Annotated in this window: 15 protein-coding genes, 1 pseudogene and 2 riboswitches; of the genes and pseudogenes, 13 read left to right on the top strand and 3 right to left on the bottom strand. The window is 50.5% G+C overall.

The window, feature by feature from the left end; all coding sequences use genetic code 11:
- Positions 1-21: 21 nt before the first annotated feature.
- From KO518_RS05255 to KO518_RS05315, 13 genes and pseudogenes are all read left to right on the top strand, one after another.
- On the top strand, positions 22-1,188 hold the full coding sequence (locus tag KO518_RS05255; protein ID WP_216024796.1) for an APC family permease: 1,167 nt from the start codon (positions 22-24) through the stop codon (positions 1,186-1,188).
- Between the two features lie 67 nt (positions 1,189-1,255).
- Positions 1,256-1,400, top strand: a riboswitch (cobalamin riboswitch).
- Between the two features lie 167 nt (positions 1,401-1,567).
- Positions 1,568-2,308: pseudogene (locus tag KO518_RS05260) on the top strand (ABC transporter ATP-binding protein); the annotation flags it as partial.
- Positions 2,305-3,333 (top strand): iron ABC transporter permease, encoded by a 1,029-nt coding sequence (locus KO518_RS05265; protein WP_216024798.1) that lies wholly within the window; start codon positions 2,305-2,307, stop codon positions 3,331-3,333. The pseudogene KO518_RS05260 and the gene KO518_RS05265, both read left to right, overlap by 4 nt.
- 4 nt (positions 3,334-3,337) lie before the next feature.
- On the top strand, positions 3,338-4,408 hold the full coding sequence (gene cobT, locus KO518_RS05270) for a nicotinate-nucleotide--dimethylbenzimidazole phosphoribosyltransferase (protein WP_216024799.1): 1,071 nt from the start codon (positions 3,338-3,340) through the stop codon (positions 4,406-4,408).
- Positions 4,401-5,207, top strand: a complete 807-nt coding sequence (gene cobS / locus KO518_RS05275; RefSeq protein ID WP_216025449.1) for an adenosylcobinamide-GDP ribazoletransferase — start codon at positions 4,401-4,403, stop codon at positions 5,205-5,207. The genes cobT and cobS overlap by 8 nt, the downstream gene beginning before the upstream one ends.
- Positions 5,204-5,749 carry a bifunctional adenosylcobinamide kinase/adenosylcobinamide-phosphate guanylyltransferase gene (cobU, locus tag KO518_RS05280; RefSeq protein WP_216024800.1) on the top strand — a complete coding sequence of 182 codons (546 nt, stop codon included), beginning with the start codon at positions 5,204-5,206 and terminating at the stop codon, positions 5,747-5,749. The genes cobS and cobU overlap by 4 nt, the downstream gene beginning before the upstream one ends.
- Entirely contained in the window at positions 5,686-6,396 is a 711-nt protein-coding gene (locus KO518_RS05285; protein ID WP_216024801.1) for a histidine phosphatase family protein, read from the top strand. Before cobU ends, KO518_RS05285 begins: the two co-directional genes overlap by 64 nt.
- A 29-nt stretch (positions 6,397-6,425) precedes the next feature.
- Positions 6,426-7,898, top strand: coding sequence for a cobyric acid synthase (locus tag KO518_RS05290; RefSeq protein WP_216025450.1), 1,473 nt, complete (start codon positions 6,426-6,428; stop codon positions 7,896-7,898).
- A gap of 1 nt (position 7,899) precedes the next feature.
- On the top strand, positions 7,900-8,502 hold the full coding sequence (gene cobO, locus KO518_RS05295) for a cob(I)yrinic acid a,c-diamide adenosyltransferase (protein ID WP_216024802.1): 603 nt from the start codon (positions 7,900-7,902) through the stop codon (positions 8,500-8,502).
- Positions 8,499-9,356 (top strand): cobalamin-binding protein, encoded by an 858-nt coding sequence (locus KO518_RS05300; RefSeq protein WP_371742251.1) that lies wholly within the window; start codon positions 8,499-8,501, stop codon positions 9,354-9,356. The genes cobO and KO518_RS05300 overlap by 4 nt, the downstream gene beginning before the upstream one ends.
- Before the next feature lie 31 nt (positions 9,357-9,387).
- Positions 9,388-9,561, top strand: a riboswitch (cobalamin riboswitch).
- A 141-nt stretch (positions 9,562-9,702) separates the two neighbouring features.
- Complete coding sequence (locus KO518_RS05305; RefSeq protein WP_216024803.1) at positions 9,703-11,496, top strand: TonB-dependent receptor domain-containing protein; 1,794 nt, start codon at positions 9,703-9,705, stop codon at positions 11,494-11,496.
- Between the two features lie 107 nt (positions 11,497-11,603).
- Positions 11,604-12,524, top strand: coding sequence for an adenosylcobinamide-phosphate synthase CbiB (gene cbiB / locus KO518_RS05310; protein ID WP_252735960.1), 921 nt, complete (start codon positions 11,604-11,606; stop codon positions 12,522-12,524).
- Positions 12,505-13,518, top strand: a complete 1,014-nt coding sequence (locus KO518_RS05315) for a threonine-phosphate decarboxylase (protein WP_216024804.1) — start codon at positions 12,505-12,507, stop codon at positions 13,516-13,518. Before cbiB ends, KO518_RS05315 begins: the two co-directional genes overlap by 20 nt.
- Positions 13,519-13,521: 3 nt before the next feature.
- Here KO518_RS05315 and KO518_RS05320 read toward each other — a convergent pair whose 3' ends face one another.
- Genes KO518_RS05320 through KO518_RS05330 form a run of 3 tightly spaced genes read right to left on the bottom strand, consistent with a single transcriptional unit; the run spans position 13,522 to position 17,074 of the window.
- Positions 13,522-14,133, bottom strand: coding sequence for a response regulator transcription factor (locus KO518_RS05320; RefSeq protein ID WP_216024805.1), 612 nt, complete (start codon positions 14,131-14,133; stop codon positions 13,522-13,524).
- Complete coding sequence (locus KO518_RS05325) at positions 14,130-15,230, bottom strand: sensor histidine kinase (RefSeq protein ID WP_216024806.1); 1,101 nt, start codon at positions 15,228-15,230, stop codon at positions 14,130-14,132. The genes KO518_RS05320 and KO518_RS05325 overlap by 4 nt, the downstream gene beginning before the upstream one ends.
- 2 nt (positions 15,231-15,232) lie before the next feature.
- The gene (locus tag KO518_RS05330) at positions 15,233-17,074 is read right to left on the bottom strand and encodes an amidohydrolase family protein (RefSeq protein WP_216024807.1); all 1,842 of its coding nucleotides are present in this window, start codon (positions 17,072-17,074) and stop codon (positions 15,233-15,235) included.
- Positions 17,075-17,081: the final 7 nt, after the last annotated feature.

A 17,081-nucleotide genomic window follows, 5' to 3' on the forward strand; every position in this document is an offset into this window, starting at 1 on the left:
GCAGAAAGTACTGGGGTGTCAATGAATAACAAACTGGCTCGTAATACGCAGTTGTTTGGCGCTGTGATCATTGGGTTGGGATCAATTTTGGGTACCGGAGCCTATGTCAGCGTAGGCCTTACTGCTGCGATTGCTGGAGATTTACTCATATGGGCAATAGTTATCGCGGCTTTCACGGCGCTGTGTAACGGGCTGTCTTCAGCTCAACTGGCCAGCGCTCACCCCGTTAGCGGAGGCACCTACGAATACGGCTATCAGTATTTAAATCGCCCGTGCGGCGTTGCTGCGGGAGTGTTATTTATTGTTGCAAAAAGCGCGTCAGCCGCCACCGCTGCATTGGTCATCGCCGATTATCTAGCATCTGTTATGGGTTTGGGAGACACGGCTGAAGCCATAACCTCGATAACATTGCTCCTCTTTTTTACCGTTTTCGTCTTGGCTGGTTTGCGTCGGACAAACTGGCTAAACGGGCTATTGGTGTGTATTAGCTTACTCGGTTTGCTCGTGTTTGTTATGGTGGCTTTTCAGGCTGAACCCTCTGGCGAACTCTTGCACCGCGAGGGGAGCCTGTCGCTTTTTCACGGCGCAGCATTGATGTTTGTGGCATTTACCGGGTACGGACGAATTGCCACTATGGGCGAGGAGATTGCACACCCACGCAAGAATATCCCCCGAGCCGTTTGGCTGACTCTCATCGTTGTCAGTATCATCTATATATTGGTAGGGATGGCGATAGTGCACATATGGCAGTATAAATTACTACTCACCAGCGACTTCAATATTGCCAATCTGGTAAACCACTCACCGTGGCGTTGGGTAGTGGTTGGCGGTGGGGTAGTTGCCATGGGCGGTGTGATCCTCAATTTAGTATTGGGTGTATCCCGAGTTTACCTTGCCATGGGGCGCCGCGGAGATCTGCCGGCCTCGCTGGCAACATTGGACAAAGACAACAAAGCGGCGCCAATGGCAACCTGGGCGACATTTTTTACCATGGCATTAATAGTGCTGCTCGGGGGAATAGAAAGTACCTGGACACTGAGCGCATTTACCGTCTTGATTTACTACAGCATAACCAATGTGGCGGCCTTAAAAGTGTCGCAGGCGCAGCGGTTCATTCCACGCTGGGTGTCTGTTTTGGGGCTGCTTAGCTGTGTCAGTCTGGTCGTGTTGGCAGTGCTGGCGCAATGACTAAGCCGTAGCGCGGGTGGTCAGCCTGATAAACGTAGCCTTTGGTGGGTGAAGTTTGCTATATTTCAAAGCTCATTCAGGTAAAGGTGTTTCCATACAACAAATGGGAAACGTAAATGGGAATCTGGTGAATGACCAGAACTGTACCCGCAACTGTGAATCAATAGCAGGCTATTGAAAGTCAGATACCAGCCTTACCTTAAGCGTTAGTTTTCGTGCGGGAATACACGATAGCAAGTCTTCTTTATTGCCGGGGCATTACCCGGAAACTTGCCTATTCTCGCCACCCAATCAGGTGGAATCATTGTCAGATAAATGCGTACTTCAGGCCGAAGAGGTGTCATTACACATCCTCAATAAAGCCATTTTACACCAAGTGAGCTTTACTGCCCGGCGGGGGGAGGTGGTAGGCGTGCTCGGCCCCAATGGAGCCGGTAAAACCACTTTACTCAAAGTGCTGTCCGGACAGCGAGACAGTCAGGGCCTGGTCTACTGGAATGGACGGGCTATTGGTGATTATACTATTCAGGCCCTTGCACGGCAGGTAGCTGTGGTAAACCAAATTAACGATGTAGTGTTCTCTGTAACATTGCAGCAGGTCGTGCGTATGGGGCTACTTCCCCACAAAAGTCTGTTATCACGGCAAACCAAAAGCGACGACCGCCTGATTAAACAAGCCATTAAAGCGGTAGGGCTTGAAGAAAAAACACAGCAGCAGTTCAGCAGCTTATCGGGTGGTGAGCAACAACGCACCCTAATAGCCAGAGCACTGGTTCAGCGCGCGCCATTACTGATCCTCGACGAGCCGGTTAATCACCTTGACGTGTATTATCAGCATCAGATCCTGCAATTGCTTCACGATCTTGCCTCGCAACTGGACGTGACAGTGGTAATGAGCCTTCATGATCTGACGCTGGCGGCACAGTATTGCGACGCATTGCTCCTTATCAGCGAAGGCAAACTGGTAGCTAGTGGGTCGGCTAATGCGGTACTACAGCCCGATTTACTTTCTTCCGTCTTCAATATTGACTGTCATGTGACACAACGGGATGGAAAGCCCAGTGTGTCATTTTCGCCGAAGAGGAAGCCAGTATTAGATCTAGCAGGTTGGAAACCATGAGCCGACAGTTGTTGTGGATGACGCTATGTATTTTCGCTGTAGCCGCTTGTGGAGCGTCGTTACTGTATGGTGCTGCCGAGCTTTCTGCGGCAGATGTGTGGGAATGTCTAATTGATAATTGTGCTTCGCCCGCCGATACATTGATATTTTGGCAAATCCGCGCTCCTCGGGTGGCTGTGGGCTTCCTCGTTGGTGTGGGGTTAGCAGTGGCGGGCGCAACATTGCAAAATGTGACGCGAAATAGCCTCACCGACCCTTATTTGTTTGGCGTCGTCGCTGGGGCCGGTCTGGGCGCCAGTGTGGCAACTCTGTTGTTCACCGAATCCTTTACAGCGAAGTTCGGTATTTCCTGGTCCGATCCCGAAACTGCTTTTTCTCTTGCGCTGCCCGCCGCCGCATTTTTAGGTGCACTCTTTTCCGTGGCGCTGGTTCAGTTACTGGTGGCAAGCGCCCTGGGGCGGCGCACAGAGCATCTGCTGTTGGCAGGCGTGGCCGTGTCTTTCATGCTAGGGGCGTTCTCCCACTTTCTGCTTTTCCTCGCCGAGCCGTTTGCGGCCAACAAAGTGGTGTTTTGGCTAATGGGGAGTTTGGCCCGGGCAGAGACGTGGTACGCCTGGGTCATGCTGCCCGTGGTAACCCTGAGTGTTTTGATACTGTTGCTGTTTGGGCGGCAAACTGACGCATTGCTATTGGGTGACGAAAGCGCGCGGTCACTGGGAGTGAATGTTCGCTTGTTGCGGATGATTTCCCTTGCCATTTGCGCTGCGTTAACAGCCTGTATTGTCTCTTATTGCGGTGGTATTGGTTTTGTCGGGTTAATGATCCCGCACATTGTGCGCAACTGGCTCGGAGTCACCAGCCGTACGCTTATTCTGGGTTGTGTGTTACTGGGGGGAACCTTTATGGTCATAGTGGATATTTTTGCAAGGGTCGCTCTTACAGGACAGGAAATACCCATTGGCATCATCACCTCAGCCATTGGCAGTATGTTCTTTTTCCTCGCTATTCGACAACGGAGTCAATAATACTATGTTATCTGCGTTAACGTGGCCGGTACCTGCATTAGATAGCGACAAGCTGTCGCACTATCAAGAGGTTGTCGACAACAAAACCAAACCACCTGGCTCATTGGGCAAGCTCGAAACACTGGCAATCCAAATGGCACAGATCCAACTGGGACTGTTTGAGCAATCGCAACTGACTGTAGCCAAGCCCGTTGTATTGGTGTTTGCAGGGGATCACGGCATTGCCAGTCATGGCGTGAGTATTGCTCCGGCGGCAGTAACACAGCAAATGGTAAGTAATTTTCTGGCAGGCGGGGCCGCGATCAATTGCTTTTGTCGTACCAACGATGTGGCGCTCGGCGTTATTGACACTGGTATGCTTGCTCCGCTCGACCAACCTCACTCCAATTACATTGTTCGGCGCCTTGGCGCCGGTACGAATGATATTAGCGTTACAGCAGCCATGTCTGAAGATACGCTGGAAGAGGGGCTGTTATCCGGGCAGCACATCGCCGAACAGTACCTAAAGCAGGGTTCTAACGTCATTGGTTTTGGGGAAATGGGCATTGGTAACACTACTATGGCAGCCGCTTTGTTTGCGGCGTTTTGTAACAAACAAGCCGATGAAGTGGCCGGGCGTGGTACGGGTATTTCCGATGAACAGTTAGCCCTTAAAACCGCACTTATTTGTCGGGCGCTGAAACGCTCAGCAAGAGAAAACGACGGGCAGCTCCCCAAACCATACTATTTGCTTGCGTCGCTGGGTGGTTTTGAAATCGTACAAATGGTTGGTGCTATGTTGGCTGCCGCAGAAAATGGGGCGCTTATTGTCGTCGATGGCTTTATTGTATCTGTGGCAGCGCTAGTGGCGTGTGATATTGCCCCTAACGCCAGACAATTTATGGTTTTTGCCCATACCAGTGAAGAGCGCGCGCACCAAATGGTGCTAGACGAACTGCGCGCCGACCCGCTGTTAAACATGGGGTTTCGATTAGGCGAGGGGACGGGAGCTGCATTGGCAATTCCCCTGTTGCGCACGGCCGCTGCTGTGTACAACGATATGGCCACATTCGAGAGTGCAAGTGTTCATGTGTGAACAGGAGATTACCCAATCCAAGTTAGTTCAGGAGCTAAATTATTTTCGCTTGGCGGTGATTTTTTTTACCCGTATTCCCATGGGGAATGGGGTACATTATCAACCTGAATTTATGCATAGTTGCACACGCTATTTTCCCCTTGTCGGCTGGCTCTTGGCACTGTTACTCGTGGTGTTGTGGCAAGTTGCAGAAACGGTACTGGGCCCGTTAGTTGCTGTAGTGATGGTGATGGTGGCCAGTGTTTTACTTACCGGCGCGCTCCACGAAGATGGCCTGGCGGATACCTGTGATGGGTTTTGGGGCGGATTTACCCCTGAGCGCAAAATTGACATCATGAAAGACAGTCGCATTGGTACTTACGGTACGTGTGCCCTGGCACTGTCACTCGGGCTTAAAGCCGCGTTGTTATACACCCTGGCACGGCACAATATGCTCGTTTGGGCATTGTGTATCGCCTACCCGTTATCCCGGGCTTTTGCGTTGAGCCATGTACAGGATTTGCCCTACGTATCATCTCGGGGAAGCGTGCAAAAAAATAAGAGTGATCCCTTAGCAAAACCGGTGTCCGCAAAGCATTTGTTTTTTGTCTTCGGTACTGGCGCTATCGCTGCTTTATGGTTGCCTCTGGTGAATATGATACTGCTGTTTGGGGTGTTGATTGTTGTGCGCTATGGATTGCGAAACTGGATGCGCCATCACATTGGTGGGTTTACCGGGGATGTGCTCGGGGCCGCCCAGCAAATTCAGGAATTAGTTATCTACCTCTTTTTAGTAGCTTTAGCTGGAGGGCTGGCATGATAGAGCTAGTGTTAGGTGGGGCGCGCAGCGGTAAATCACGTTATGCACAGAGCGTTGTGTCCAAACTCGAGGGTAACGCGGGAAATAGCGCTAAGAAGCGTGTTTTTTACATTGCCACTGCCATTAACACTGACCCGGAAATGGCAAGTCGTATCGCACAACATCAAAATGACAGACCATCGCACTGGCAACTGGAAGAACGCGCTTTGGATTTGCCAGCGGCTATCCAAAATCTCGCCAGTACACCACATCACATACTTCTTGTCGATTGTTTAACCCTGTGGCTAAACAATGAAATGTACCACCATCCCAAGCGTGATTTTAAGTGCTTGCAACGATCTTTAATTGACGTCCTTAGTGCGGCAAAGGCGCAGATTATCATTGTGAGCAACGAAGTGGGCATGGGCATCATCCCAATGGGCAGTGTTTCTCGCCGCTTTGTCGATTGGCAAGGCTGGTTAAACCAAGCGGTAGCCGAATGCGCCCACAGGGTCACTTTTGTCGCAGCTGGGCTGCCGTTAACCATGAAGAGCGAGGCGTAGCGGTGGTGGGCACTCACCATGTTTTTCTGTTGAGGCACGGTCAGGTAGCCGGGCCCGCAGCGCTGTACGGCAAAACCGATATCGCGCTAAGCGCAGCGGGTCACAATGAATTGAACAGCCAGCTAGCCCGAGTCCTCCCTTTGACGAGAGTGGTGTCGTCACCGCTTAAACGCTGCCTGGATTTTGCCAAAAGTGTAAGTGAGCGAGAGGCGATACCGCTTCATGTCGAGGCGGGTTTTCGCGAATGCAACTTTGGTCGTTGGGATGGCGTGCCCTTTGATGATATTCCCACCGATTGCTGGGGTGATTTGGAAAAGTTCTGGCATGCACCGTCGGTGTATCACTTTGACAACGCAGAACCACTGCAGGTGATGCAAGCAAGAGTCGTCGCTGCGTGGGGGGCGCTACTGCAAATGCTACAAAACGAGAGCCAGCCCCAACGGGTACTGTTGGTGACTCACGGTGGCGTTATCCGGCTTGTTCTTGCCAGCGTCCTAGGCGTCAATTGGGCGAATCCGGCCTTGTTCAGCCAGTGGCAAATTGGCTATGGCAGTGTCTCGCTATTAACCCTTTTGCGAGGTGGTGATACTAGACCAATTATTAACTACGTGGCTTTGCCTGCTGATGTGGCAAGTAAAGCAAGGTAAATGAGAACACCGTGATAAAAAATACACTCATGGTTCAGGGTACCTCCTCCGATGCCGGTAAAAGTATGCTGGTAGCGGCATTGTGTCGCTGTTTGTACCGCCGGGGCGTCAAGGTTGCACCATTTAAACCTCAAAACATGGCGCTAAACAGTGCTGTTACTGGGGAGGGCGGTGAAATTGGTCGCGCCCAGGCAGTGCAGGCGCAAGCAGCTGGTATTGCGCCCACCGTGGACATGAATCCGGTATTGCTAAAGCCCAGCACAGATACTGGTGCGCAGGTCATCATTCACGGTAAAGCGATCGCCAATATGCAAGCGGGCGTTTACCACAACTATAAAAACGTGGCGATGGAGGCAGTGCTGACTTCCCACGCGCGTTTAGTCCGGCAATATCAATGTGTCATTGTTGAAGGGGCGGGCAGCCCGGCAGAAGTTAACCTGCGGGAGGGTGATATCGCCAACATGGGGTTTGCTGAAGCCGTTAATTGTCCTGTCATACTTATCGCTGATATCGACCGTGGTGGAGTCTTTGCGCAGTTGGTGGGGACGTTGGCGTTGCTGTCAGACTCGGAACAAAAGCGGGTGGTTGGTTTTGTTATTAACAAGTTTCGGGGCGACATCGCGTTGCTGAAATCCGGCCTGGAATGGCTGGAAAAGAGAACTGGAAAACCCGTGCTTGGCGTATTACCGTATTTGCCGAACTTACAACTTGCCGCTGAGGATGCGGTGAATGCCGCACAGAATCACGTCGCTGATGATAGCCGATTAACCATTGCGGTCCCTGTGTTTACCCGGATCAGCAATCACACTGACTTCGATATGTTGCGGGTGTTACCCCAGGTCAACTTAGTTTATGTGCCTCCTCATACATCCGTACCCCCATGCGACCTTATTATTTTACCCGGTAGCAAAAACGTACGTGGTGACCTGGCTTTCACACGGGAAATGGGGTGGCATCAGGATATTGCCCGGCATTTGCGCTACGGCGGTAAAGTGCTGGGTATTTGTGGGGGCTATCAAATGCTGGGCAAGTTAATTTCTGATCCAAATGGTGTGGAAGGTCCGCCGGGTAACACACCCGGTTTAGGCTATTTGGATACCCAAACTGTTTTGCAACGTGAAAAGCAACTTACCCTAAGCCGGGGGCAGTTGTGCCTGTGCGCAAACGGCATACAGCCAGCTGTTTCAGAGAGCGTAGACGTGGAAGGTTATCAAATTCACGTCGGGGAAACTGATGTAAACGAAGCGACCTGTTTTGCAATACTCAGCGATGGACAGCGAGAAGGAGCCATCAGCAGTGACAATCAAATTGCGGGTACGTATTTACACGGTCTATTTGATAACACCAGTGCCCTGAAAACCATTTTGGCGTGGGCCGGAGCAACCGTTCAGGTTGAACAAAGCTACGCCGAATTACAGGAAAGAGAGCTCAATCGATTAGCAGACATGTCCGAGCAGCATCTCGATTGGGAAACCATAGATTCATTAATAGGGTGTATCTGATATGAGTAACGACCGCAGTAACGAAAAACACAAGGCGCGAATGCAGGAGCACAAAGCCAAAGTGGATGAACGGGTGGCAAATGCGCAGGAGGAAAAGGGAATTCTTATTGTGATCACCGGCAACGGTAAGGGGAAATCTACCTCGGGCTTCGGCACAGTCACCCGGGCCGTAGGCCATGGTTTAAAAGCGGCGGTAGTGCAATATGTGAAAGGCACCTGGCCCTGTGGGGAGCGGGATTTACTACAGGCCCACGGCGTGCCATTTCACGTTATGGGTACTGGCTTTACCTGGGAAACACAGGACAAAGCAACGGATATCGCGGCTGCGAAAAAAGCCTGGGAGCAATCAAAAGTATGGTTGCAGGATCCGTCAGTCAATCTGGTCTTACTGGACGAGATCACTTACATGCTCACCTACAAATACCTCGACGTCGGTGAAGTGGTAGAAGCGCTGAGAAACCGGCCGCAAGGACAGAATGTTGTTGTAACCGGTCGGGCATGTCATAGGGCTATCATTGATATTGCTGATACGGTCAGTGAGGTGAAATCAGTAAAACACGCCTTTGATGCTGGGATAAAAGCGCAGGTGGGGATCGACTGGTGAAACGATTGACAATGGGAGTTGTGACGTTTGTTGTACTGCTACTGATTGGTGGAGGAGTGGCAACGGCCGCAGACAGGCCGCTGCGCATTGTTGCCCTGGCTCCGCATATAGTGGAATCTTTGTACGACATTGGCGCAGGTGATACTATTATTGCTACCACTGACCATTCAGATTTCCCTGCAGCGGCGAAACAGATCCCCCGGGTAGGCAATTACGCCCGTTTGCAAATCGAGCGCATTGTTCAACTAGCCCCGGATATCATTATTGCGTGGCGCACGGGTAACCCCCAGGAAGATCTTGCCCGGTTAAAAAAATACGGCATGAACATTGTGTATTCCGACCCTACCACGCTTGACAGTGTGGCCGATGAGTTGATTATGTTAGGGGAGCTAACGGGTCACACGCAGCGTGCTGAAGCGATGGCAGAGGCGTACAGAAAGCGCTTGTCGAGCCTTCGCAATAGATACGCAACTGCAACGCCAGTGACCGGTTTTTATGAGTTGTGGGCCCGTCCGCTTCGAACCGTTGCTAACAATGCATGGCTGCAAAAGCAATTGACACTGTGCGGAGTGAACAACCCGTTTGCCTCGTTAAAAGAAGACTATCCCATGGTGAGCTTGGAGCATGTCCTGGCCAGTTTACCCCAGGTTGTCATTCAGCCTACACCACACAGTGCCTCTAACCTTGATGCCTTGGATTGGGCACAGTGGGAACATATTCCCGCCACTGCCAACGGATTTATTTTTCATCCTGATGCCGACAAAACCCATCGCATGACAGTGCGTATGCTGGATGAAGTGTCACACTTGTGTGAACTGATTGACGATGCCAGGCAGCGATATAACGGCAAGTAATTCATTGACATTCGACGGTGGCGTGGCTATCTTGCACGCCTCTGTCTCAGGTGCCTGACGGCTGAAAGTATTCGGTCTGGTCAGGGTAAACGGGAAGTGTGGTGGAACAATGCTCAAAAGCAATGGTTCAATTCCACGGCTGCCCCCGCAACGGTAATACACGCTATGTGTGAGCCCGACACCGGCCTGAAGTAAACAACTATGACAGTTAACGCGAATGAAGCGGAGGGCTTCATTGGGGTATGTAAATTCTGCTTTTATGGCAACATCGCATCGCGGTGTGCTCATGCATTCACATCCTCTTTCCCTCCTTCAATCGTTTTCTGATAAAGATTGAGGAACACACGTGAAACACATTACTCTCGTACTGGCGGTATCGTCGTCATTCTCTGGCGCAGCGTATGCGCAAAATGAGATGGAAACTATTACGGTAACGGCTTCCAGAGCCAGTGGTCAGGCAGTGCCGAGTCTGGCAACACAACTGGTTATCTCTCGTAGCGACATCGCCCTTGCCCAGGTTGAATCTGTACCTGAGCTGCTCTCTCGCTACGCCGGTATTGATGTGGCCAGTAACGGCGGCCGTGGACAAACTGTGTCTGTCTTTACCCGAGGTGCCAGCTCAGATCAAACCTTGGTATTGATCAACGGACTCAGATTGAATACGGCAAGTAGTGGCGGCGCTACCTGGTCTACACTTTCTCCGGAATTGATTGAGCGCATAGAAATTGTTAAGGGGCCACGGGCCGCGATATGGGGGTCGGATGCAATTGGCGGTGTGATTAATATCATTACCCGGGAGCAAATTCCGGGCAGTGTATCAGTTAACGCAAAATACGGTACCAACAACACCCAATCTTATTACCTTGGCACCAGTTTTTCACATGGTGACGGTGCGACTACCCTTGCCATTACGAAAGAAAACAGCGACGGGTATGACGTGCTAAAAACCAGTGAGCCCGATGAAGATGGCTACGACACCTTTAGCGTTGTGCTAAATGGCAAGCAAAATATTAGCAAAGCGCTGTCACTGAATTGGATGTTAAGAACCGTTGAGCAGGATAGCGAATTCGATTCGACGTATTTGAATGAATCTGAAAATAAAAACCGGGAATGGAACCTTGGAGGGGACTATCACTGGGCCATTGCCGGCGTGACAAACACAACAACCGTGAATGTTGGCTCGAGTCGGGATACGGGTGAAAGTTACGGCAATGGCCGTGAGAAAGCGAACAGTGATTTATTTGAAACCCGGCGCGATCAATTGTCGGTGGTGAATACGTCGCGTTTTGACGAAGGGCTCACCCTTGTAATGGGGACTGACCAGTACAATGAAAAAATGGTTTCTAATACTGCATTTAGTCAGGATCGGCGCCGTGTCGAAGGCTATTTTGGACACGGTCTTTACGCTGGAGACAAGATTACTGTCGAACTTGCCCTGCGTTATGACGACGTAGAAAATATCGACGGTGAAACTACCTACAATGCCAGCTTCGGATATAAGATCACCGATGACATTCAACTTTCTGTAGCGAAAGGTACAGGATTTAAAGCGCCCACTTTCAACGATCTTTACTATCCTTATGGTGGCAATCCCAATCTCATTTCCGAAACGTCTGATACCGAAGCAGTTAACCTACAATACAATAAAAACGCAGTGACACTGGGGCTGAGTTTCTATAACACCGATATCGACAACCTTATCGAATGGGCACCGGACACCAACAACATTTGGCAGCCTCGCAATATCGCCACCGCAGATATCAGCGGCGTGGATGTGCAGGCAAGCTACGCCGGTTGGGGGGGAACCCATACGTTAAATTACGGTTATCTTGACGCCATAGATAAGGTAACCAATACCCGTTTAGTGCGTCGGGCTAAAAATCAATTTAGCTACCAGTTCACCGCTTCATTCCGGGATACAGATGTGTTACTAAACTACGAATACAAAGGTGACAGGGAAGACCAGGGCGCGGTACTCGATAGTTATCAGATAGTGGACGTGAGTGTGGAACATCACCTGACAGATACATTTTCTGCGAAGCTAAAATTGCACAACCTGTTTAATGAATCTTATGAGACAGTGTTGAATTACCAAAACCTGGAACGCGCTGTGTATGTAAGTGTTAACTATCGTATGTAGCGTTTTGAAAGCATATGTTTAAGATGATTTGACCAATTAAGATGAGCGCTGAAGGCTGACGTATTCTTATATATGCCTTACCCAGCGCCGACACCAGGGATCCCGATTTGGTTACCTTTTCTCTTTGCTTGGCGCTGTTGTTGGACAGGATATTCGGTGAGCCAAAGCACTGGCACCCTTTGGTTGGTTTTGGCTGGTTAGCCCAACAGATAGAGTCATATTTAAACAGTGCCGTGTACGGTGACGCCCAACGGGCGGTTTTTGGGGCCACGGCCTGGTGTGTTTTGGTTTTACCATTGCCGGCTTTGCTTGTATGGGCAGATGACACTGGCCCGATCTTAAACGTATTGTTGCTTTACCTGTGTTTGGGCTACCGCAGTTTACAAGAACACGGGATGCAGGTTTTTCGGCCTTTAACTGATGGCAATATATTAGACGCCAGAAAGTACACTGGTTATTTGGTGAGTCGCGATACCGGAGCACTTGACGAGCCAGCCATGGCGAGGGCAACAGTAGAGTCGGTGTTAGAGAATGGCCATGACGCAGTGGTCGCTACGTTATTTTGGTATTGCGTAGGTGGTGCGCCATTTGCGGTAGCACATCGTTTGGCGAATACCCTTGATGCTATGTGGGGGTACAGAAATGCGCAATATAAGGTTTTTGGTTTCTTTAGCGCAAAAATGGACGATCTTATGGGGTGGCCATCGGCTAAGCTAACGGCCTGCCTTTATGCGTTACAGGGCAATTTTTGGCGGTGCGTAAACAATGCTTTTCATCAGGGGCGGCAATACAAAAGTCTCAATGGTGGCTGGGTGATAGCCAGCGGTGCTACAGCGTTGAATGTGAGGCTTGGTGGCGCATCCCTATATTTTGAACAAAAACACATAAGTCCGACGCTGGGGGGCGGTAAACCGTCCACAGCAAAAGACATTCCCCGAAGTCTTGCACTGGTTAGAAAGAGTTGTTTCTTATGGCTTTTGATTTGTGCGATAACAGAAGGAATCAGCTATGCTGCATCATGGTGGTAACGTAGCCGAAGTGGCGAAAAAGTACAGTATCCCGGTGGGGCTGTGGCTCGATTTGTCTACAGGTATTGCGCCAGTGGGATACTCCGTGCCTGTTTTGCCTGCGGAAGTATGGCGTAAACTTCCTCTGTGTAGTGCGTCATTAATCGAAGCAGCGCGAGCCTATTATCAAGCAACAGACGTTTACCCTGTGTCAGGCAGCCAGCAGGGCATTCAGGCGTTGCCTCTTTATCGTCGGAATCTGGGAAAGAACAACGGCACAGTATGGGTGCCTTTTCAGGGCTATAAAGAGCATGAAAAAGCCTGGCGAAGTGCAGGGTTTCCTGTCAGGCACTATACAACCTTACCCGATGTCGAGGCGTTGTCTCATCAGGATGTGGTGATTGTCATTAATCCTAATAATCCGAGCGGACAGGTACAACCTTTTGGCAAGCTCGAAGCGCTACACCAGCGCCTTGCTGAACGGGATGGGTGGCTTGTCGTGGATGAAGCATTTGGTGATGCCGCAGCGTCTTTTACGTCTGCAATACCCCTTGCGCGGGAAGGTCATTGTTTTGTATTGCGTTCAGCGGGTAAATTTTTTGGGTTGGCGGGGCTGCGCATCGGTTTCGTCATTGCCCAACAGCGTCATCTACAAGCGTTGATCTTAGCGATCGGGCCATGGTCGGTAAATGGGCCTGCGTTGTTTATTATGGAGGAAGCGCTCAACGATACGCGCTGGCAACAGACACAGCGACGGATGCTAGAGCAGTGCTCCACCTCTCTACATCAAGTGTTAAAAACTTTTCTTGGTGCAGATAGTACCGGGACGTACTTATTCAGAACCACGTACCTCAACAATGCGGAGGCCATTCACCGCTACCTTTGTTTACACGGGATTTATACCCGGCTGACCGATGAAAAAGATGCGATAAGGTTTGGGGTGCCAGGTAACAGTGATTTGCCCAGGTTAAAAGCAGTACTCGAGGCCTACAGTAATACTGATGGAGTAAGTTGAGCGTTACAGCCAGCCCTTCTGGCGCGCAATACGGGCAGCTTCGATACGGTTAGTGGCGTTTAGTTTGCTCGACGCACTGGAGAGATAATTTCTCACTGTACCAGGTGATAAATGCATGTCGTTTGCTATTTGTTCTGTTTGTTTGCCATCGGCGGCCAGTTTTAGCGCTTTGCGTTCTTTATCGCTAAGAGGGTCAGCTTCTTCCCAAGCGTCAACGATGAGTTCCGGCGCGATAATTTTCCTGCCTTGCATCACTCTGCGAATGGCATTTGCCAGATCATCACTGGGGCCGTCTTTGAGTAAATATCCTTTTACACCGCAATCCATCGCGCGGCGAAGATAGCCTGCGCGGGCAAACGTTGTCAAAATAATAACGCGGCACCCGTCGCCACTCTTATGAATGTGCTGGGCCAGTTCTAATCCTGTCATCACGGGCATTTCTATGTCTGTTAACACGATGTCGGGGGAGAGCGAATAAACCATCTCCAGGGCTTCTTTGCCATTACTGGCTTTTGCTACCACCTGCATGTCGGGCTCTAAGTCCAACAATGCGGCCAGTGCGCCGAGCAACATGCCCTGATCTTCAGCAATAAGGATTCTTACAGGTGTTTTCATAGCGGCACCGTTACTGTTAATGTTAAGCCGTTTTTCGGCAGTATAGTGACACTGCCGCCTAATTGTTCTGCACGCTCGCGCATGCCATTCAGACCGTTACCCTCGGTAAGGGTTTCGCAGTCGCCGTTGTCAGCGATTGTCAGTATCACTTGTGAAGACGATTGCTGCCAGTGAATGTCGCACCGGGTAGCCGTGGAGTGCTTTACCAAATTTGTCACGGCTTCTCTCACAATATAGGCCATGGTAGCGTCAATGGTTTGCGGTAATGCTGGGTTTGGCATTGTATAAGTAAACACGACATCTACTGACTGCAACAGGGTTTTTGCATTGGCCAGTTCACTAGCCAGATCTTTCTGGCGGTAGCCGGTAACGGCTTCGCGTACTTCAGAGAGCGCTTGACGACTAATTTGTTCCAGCTCAGCAATTTCACTCCGCGCTCTTTGTGTATCGTGATCAAACAGTTTTTGAGCCAGCTGCGCTTTCATAGTGAGCATAGAAAATGTGTGCCCGATAAGATCGTGAAGGTCCCGGGCAATGCGTTCGCGTTCCGCCGTTGTCGCCAGTCGCTCAACCTCCTCTTGAGAGAGTTTCAGGGCTTTATTTTTAAGGGCGATTTCATGCTGGAATATATTCACACCGCCAATCATGATAGAAAATAACACCGCCGGAACGTAGAAGAACATTGGCAGTTCTTGCCACCAGGTTAGAAATAAAACATAAGCCACGACACCAGCAATAGCGGCAACCCCTTTTTTTGGCGCGCCCAGATGGGAGGCGAATGCCGCTGCGTACACGAAGAATACGGCGGAACCGGGGTTAATCATTACCATGGCTGATCCAACGATGCAGATAGCCACAATGTAATACAAGGTGCTTGTGCCAGACACCCAATAGGCGCGGAAATAGCAAATGAGAAATGCACTGGTGCCACCGAGAGCGGCTATCCAATGCCATAGTGGTGGTGAAGAAAAAAAGAAATAGATAAAAAAGGTGGCGAGATAGACAAGCCATACGTAGGGTAGGATCCCCAGCTCGCTGCTTTGTGGCAGCAAGCGGTGGTGCAGGGCAATTAGCCAGTGACGTAAACTAGTGTTCATCGTTATTCAAACGCAATGTTGTCAAGCTCAAGAGTAAAAGGCGTGGTTGTTGCCCCGGCCATCCAGCCAATACCTGTAATATTTGTCCAGTCGACGCCAGTAAAATCTGCCAGCTCAATGGATATCCGTTCGCACTTAGCCGATACCGCGAAGTTGCGTTCCTGAGGGCGAGGGTTTCCTGGCATCATCACCATAAGCCTGAAGGTGCCTTCAGTGCCTCTGGCGTCAAATACTATACGCTTGAATTGACTAAGATTATAGCCGTTGTCCAGTGATTCGGTGAACATTAAAAGTGCCCCTGCCCAGGGAAACGGGAACTGATTTCCAACCTCACCTTTTACGGATAATGCGCCGTTGCCGTTGCAGCCATTCTCAATGCGCTGAAGGGTTGCTGATGAGTTGCCACCCATAATATTGTCTGATGACGTCACGAATCGCTTACCTGTGATTGGCGTAAGGTCAATATCGAAGTTGCTGATTTCGCCAGTATCTGGTGTTGAACCAATATTTTTGGTTCTCTCGAAATAGGCTGGCACCTTTGCACCATTTTTCACGATGTGGCGAATAGTTTGTGTGTGCCTGATGTCTTTTCGAGGGTCTTTATCCAGGACGATAAAATCTGCTTTCGCACCCGGTTTAAGGTGCCCTCGCTCGCCAATGTCAAAGCGGGAAAAAGGCCCGTAAGTAGCGGCTTGAAGGGCTTCTGCAGGTGATAGGCCGCTTTCTGCCAACAGAGCCAACTCATCGTGCAGGCTAATCCCATGCGCAGTTCCCTGGTTCGGCGCATCGGTGCCCGCAAGAATGGTGATACCAGCTTCATGCATACGCCGGGTGTTATTTAGGGCTGTGAGAAAGTAGTCGTCGGGCAATCCCCTGACATTGATATCATTATCAATCGCACTTTCTATCGCGCCGGGCAGCCGTCCACTGAAAGGTGAGTTATCAATCATCGCACGCCCCCTGCCTTCACCGGCCACTGAAGCTAAGATTGACAAGGTCGGCACCACGAACACATCCTGCGCTTTCATTGCAGCAATAAGGGCATCGCTGGCCGGGCCGTTGGCAAACGTGTGCACAAGCCCGTCAGCACCCGCTTTTACGGCATCTTCCGCAGAAGTTGAATCCATCACATGAACCACAGCAAGCGCCTGCTGGTCATGTGCAGCCTGAACAACGGCACTGAGCGTAGCGTAATCGATAGATGTATAGCGTGAACGACTCGTGGGTAGCCCGGCAGTGGCATCATAGACAATTTTAATGTAATCAGCACCTTCTGACAGGCGGTTCGCCACGAAGGTTTCTGCTTCGTCAGGAATCGAAATAGTAGGAATAGTGAAGCCGTATTCAGTGCCATGACCGCCAGGGCTGGTTACCAAAATACCGGAAGAGAACAGGTCGCCCTCAGATACCGGGGTATCATTATTGCGTTGTGGTTTTTTTGATACGAAGAAAGATAAATCAGTAAACATGTCCAGCGACGTGGTAACCCCAAAAGAGAGGGCTTGATCCAGCGCATTTCCCCAGGAGTGAGTGTGAGCATCAATAAGCCCGGGGATCACAATACCGCCCTGTCCGTCGATGTCCAACACAGTGTCAGAGGTTGTTTGCCCTGCATCCGGGGCAACGATTCGTCCTGCCTCTACGAGTAGCGTAGCATTTTCCTGCCATTGAGTGCCATCGAACAAGGTAATGTTTGTCAGGCGGTAGCGCCCGTTTTCGGGCAATGAAAAAGAGGTGGTTTTCTGTGTAGTTTGTTGTTGTGAAGCGTCATCTGGCGTGGGCAGCAAGACGACAAACAACGCAATTACAGCTAAACAAGACAATACAGCGATGAATGTGCGCATTAGCTAC

The sequence above is a fragment of the Aestuariibacter sp. A3R04 genome (assembly GCF_018860805.1).
Lineage (GTDB): Bacteria > Pseudomonadota > Gammaproteobacteria > Enterobacterales > Alteromonadaceae > Alteromonas.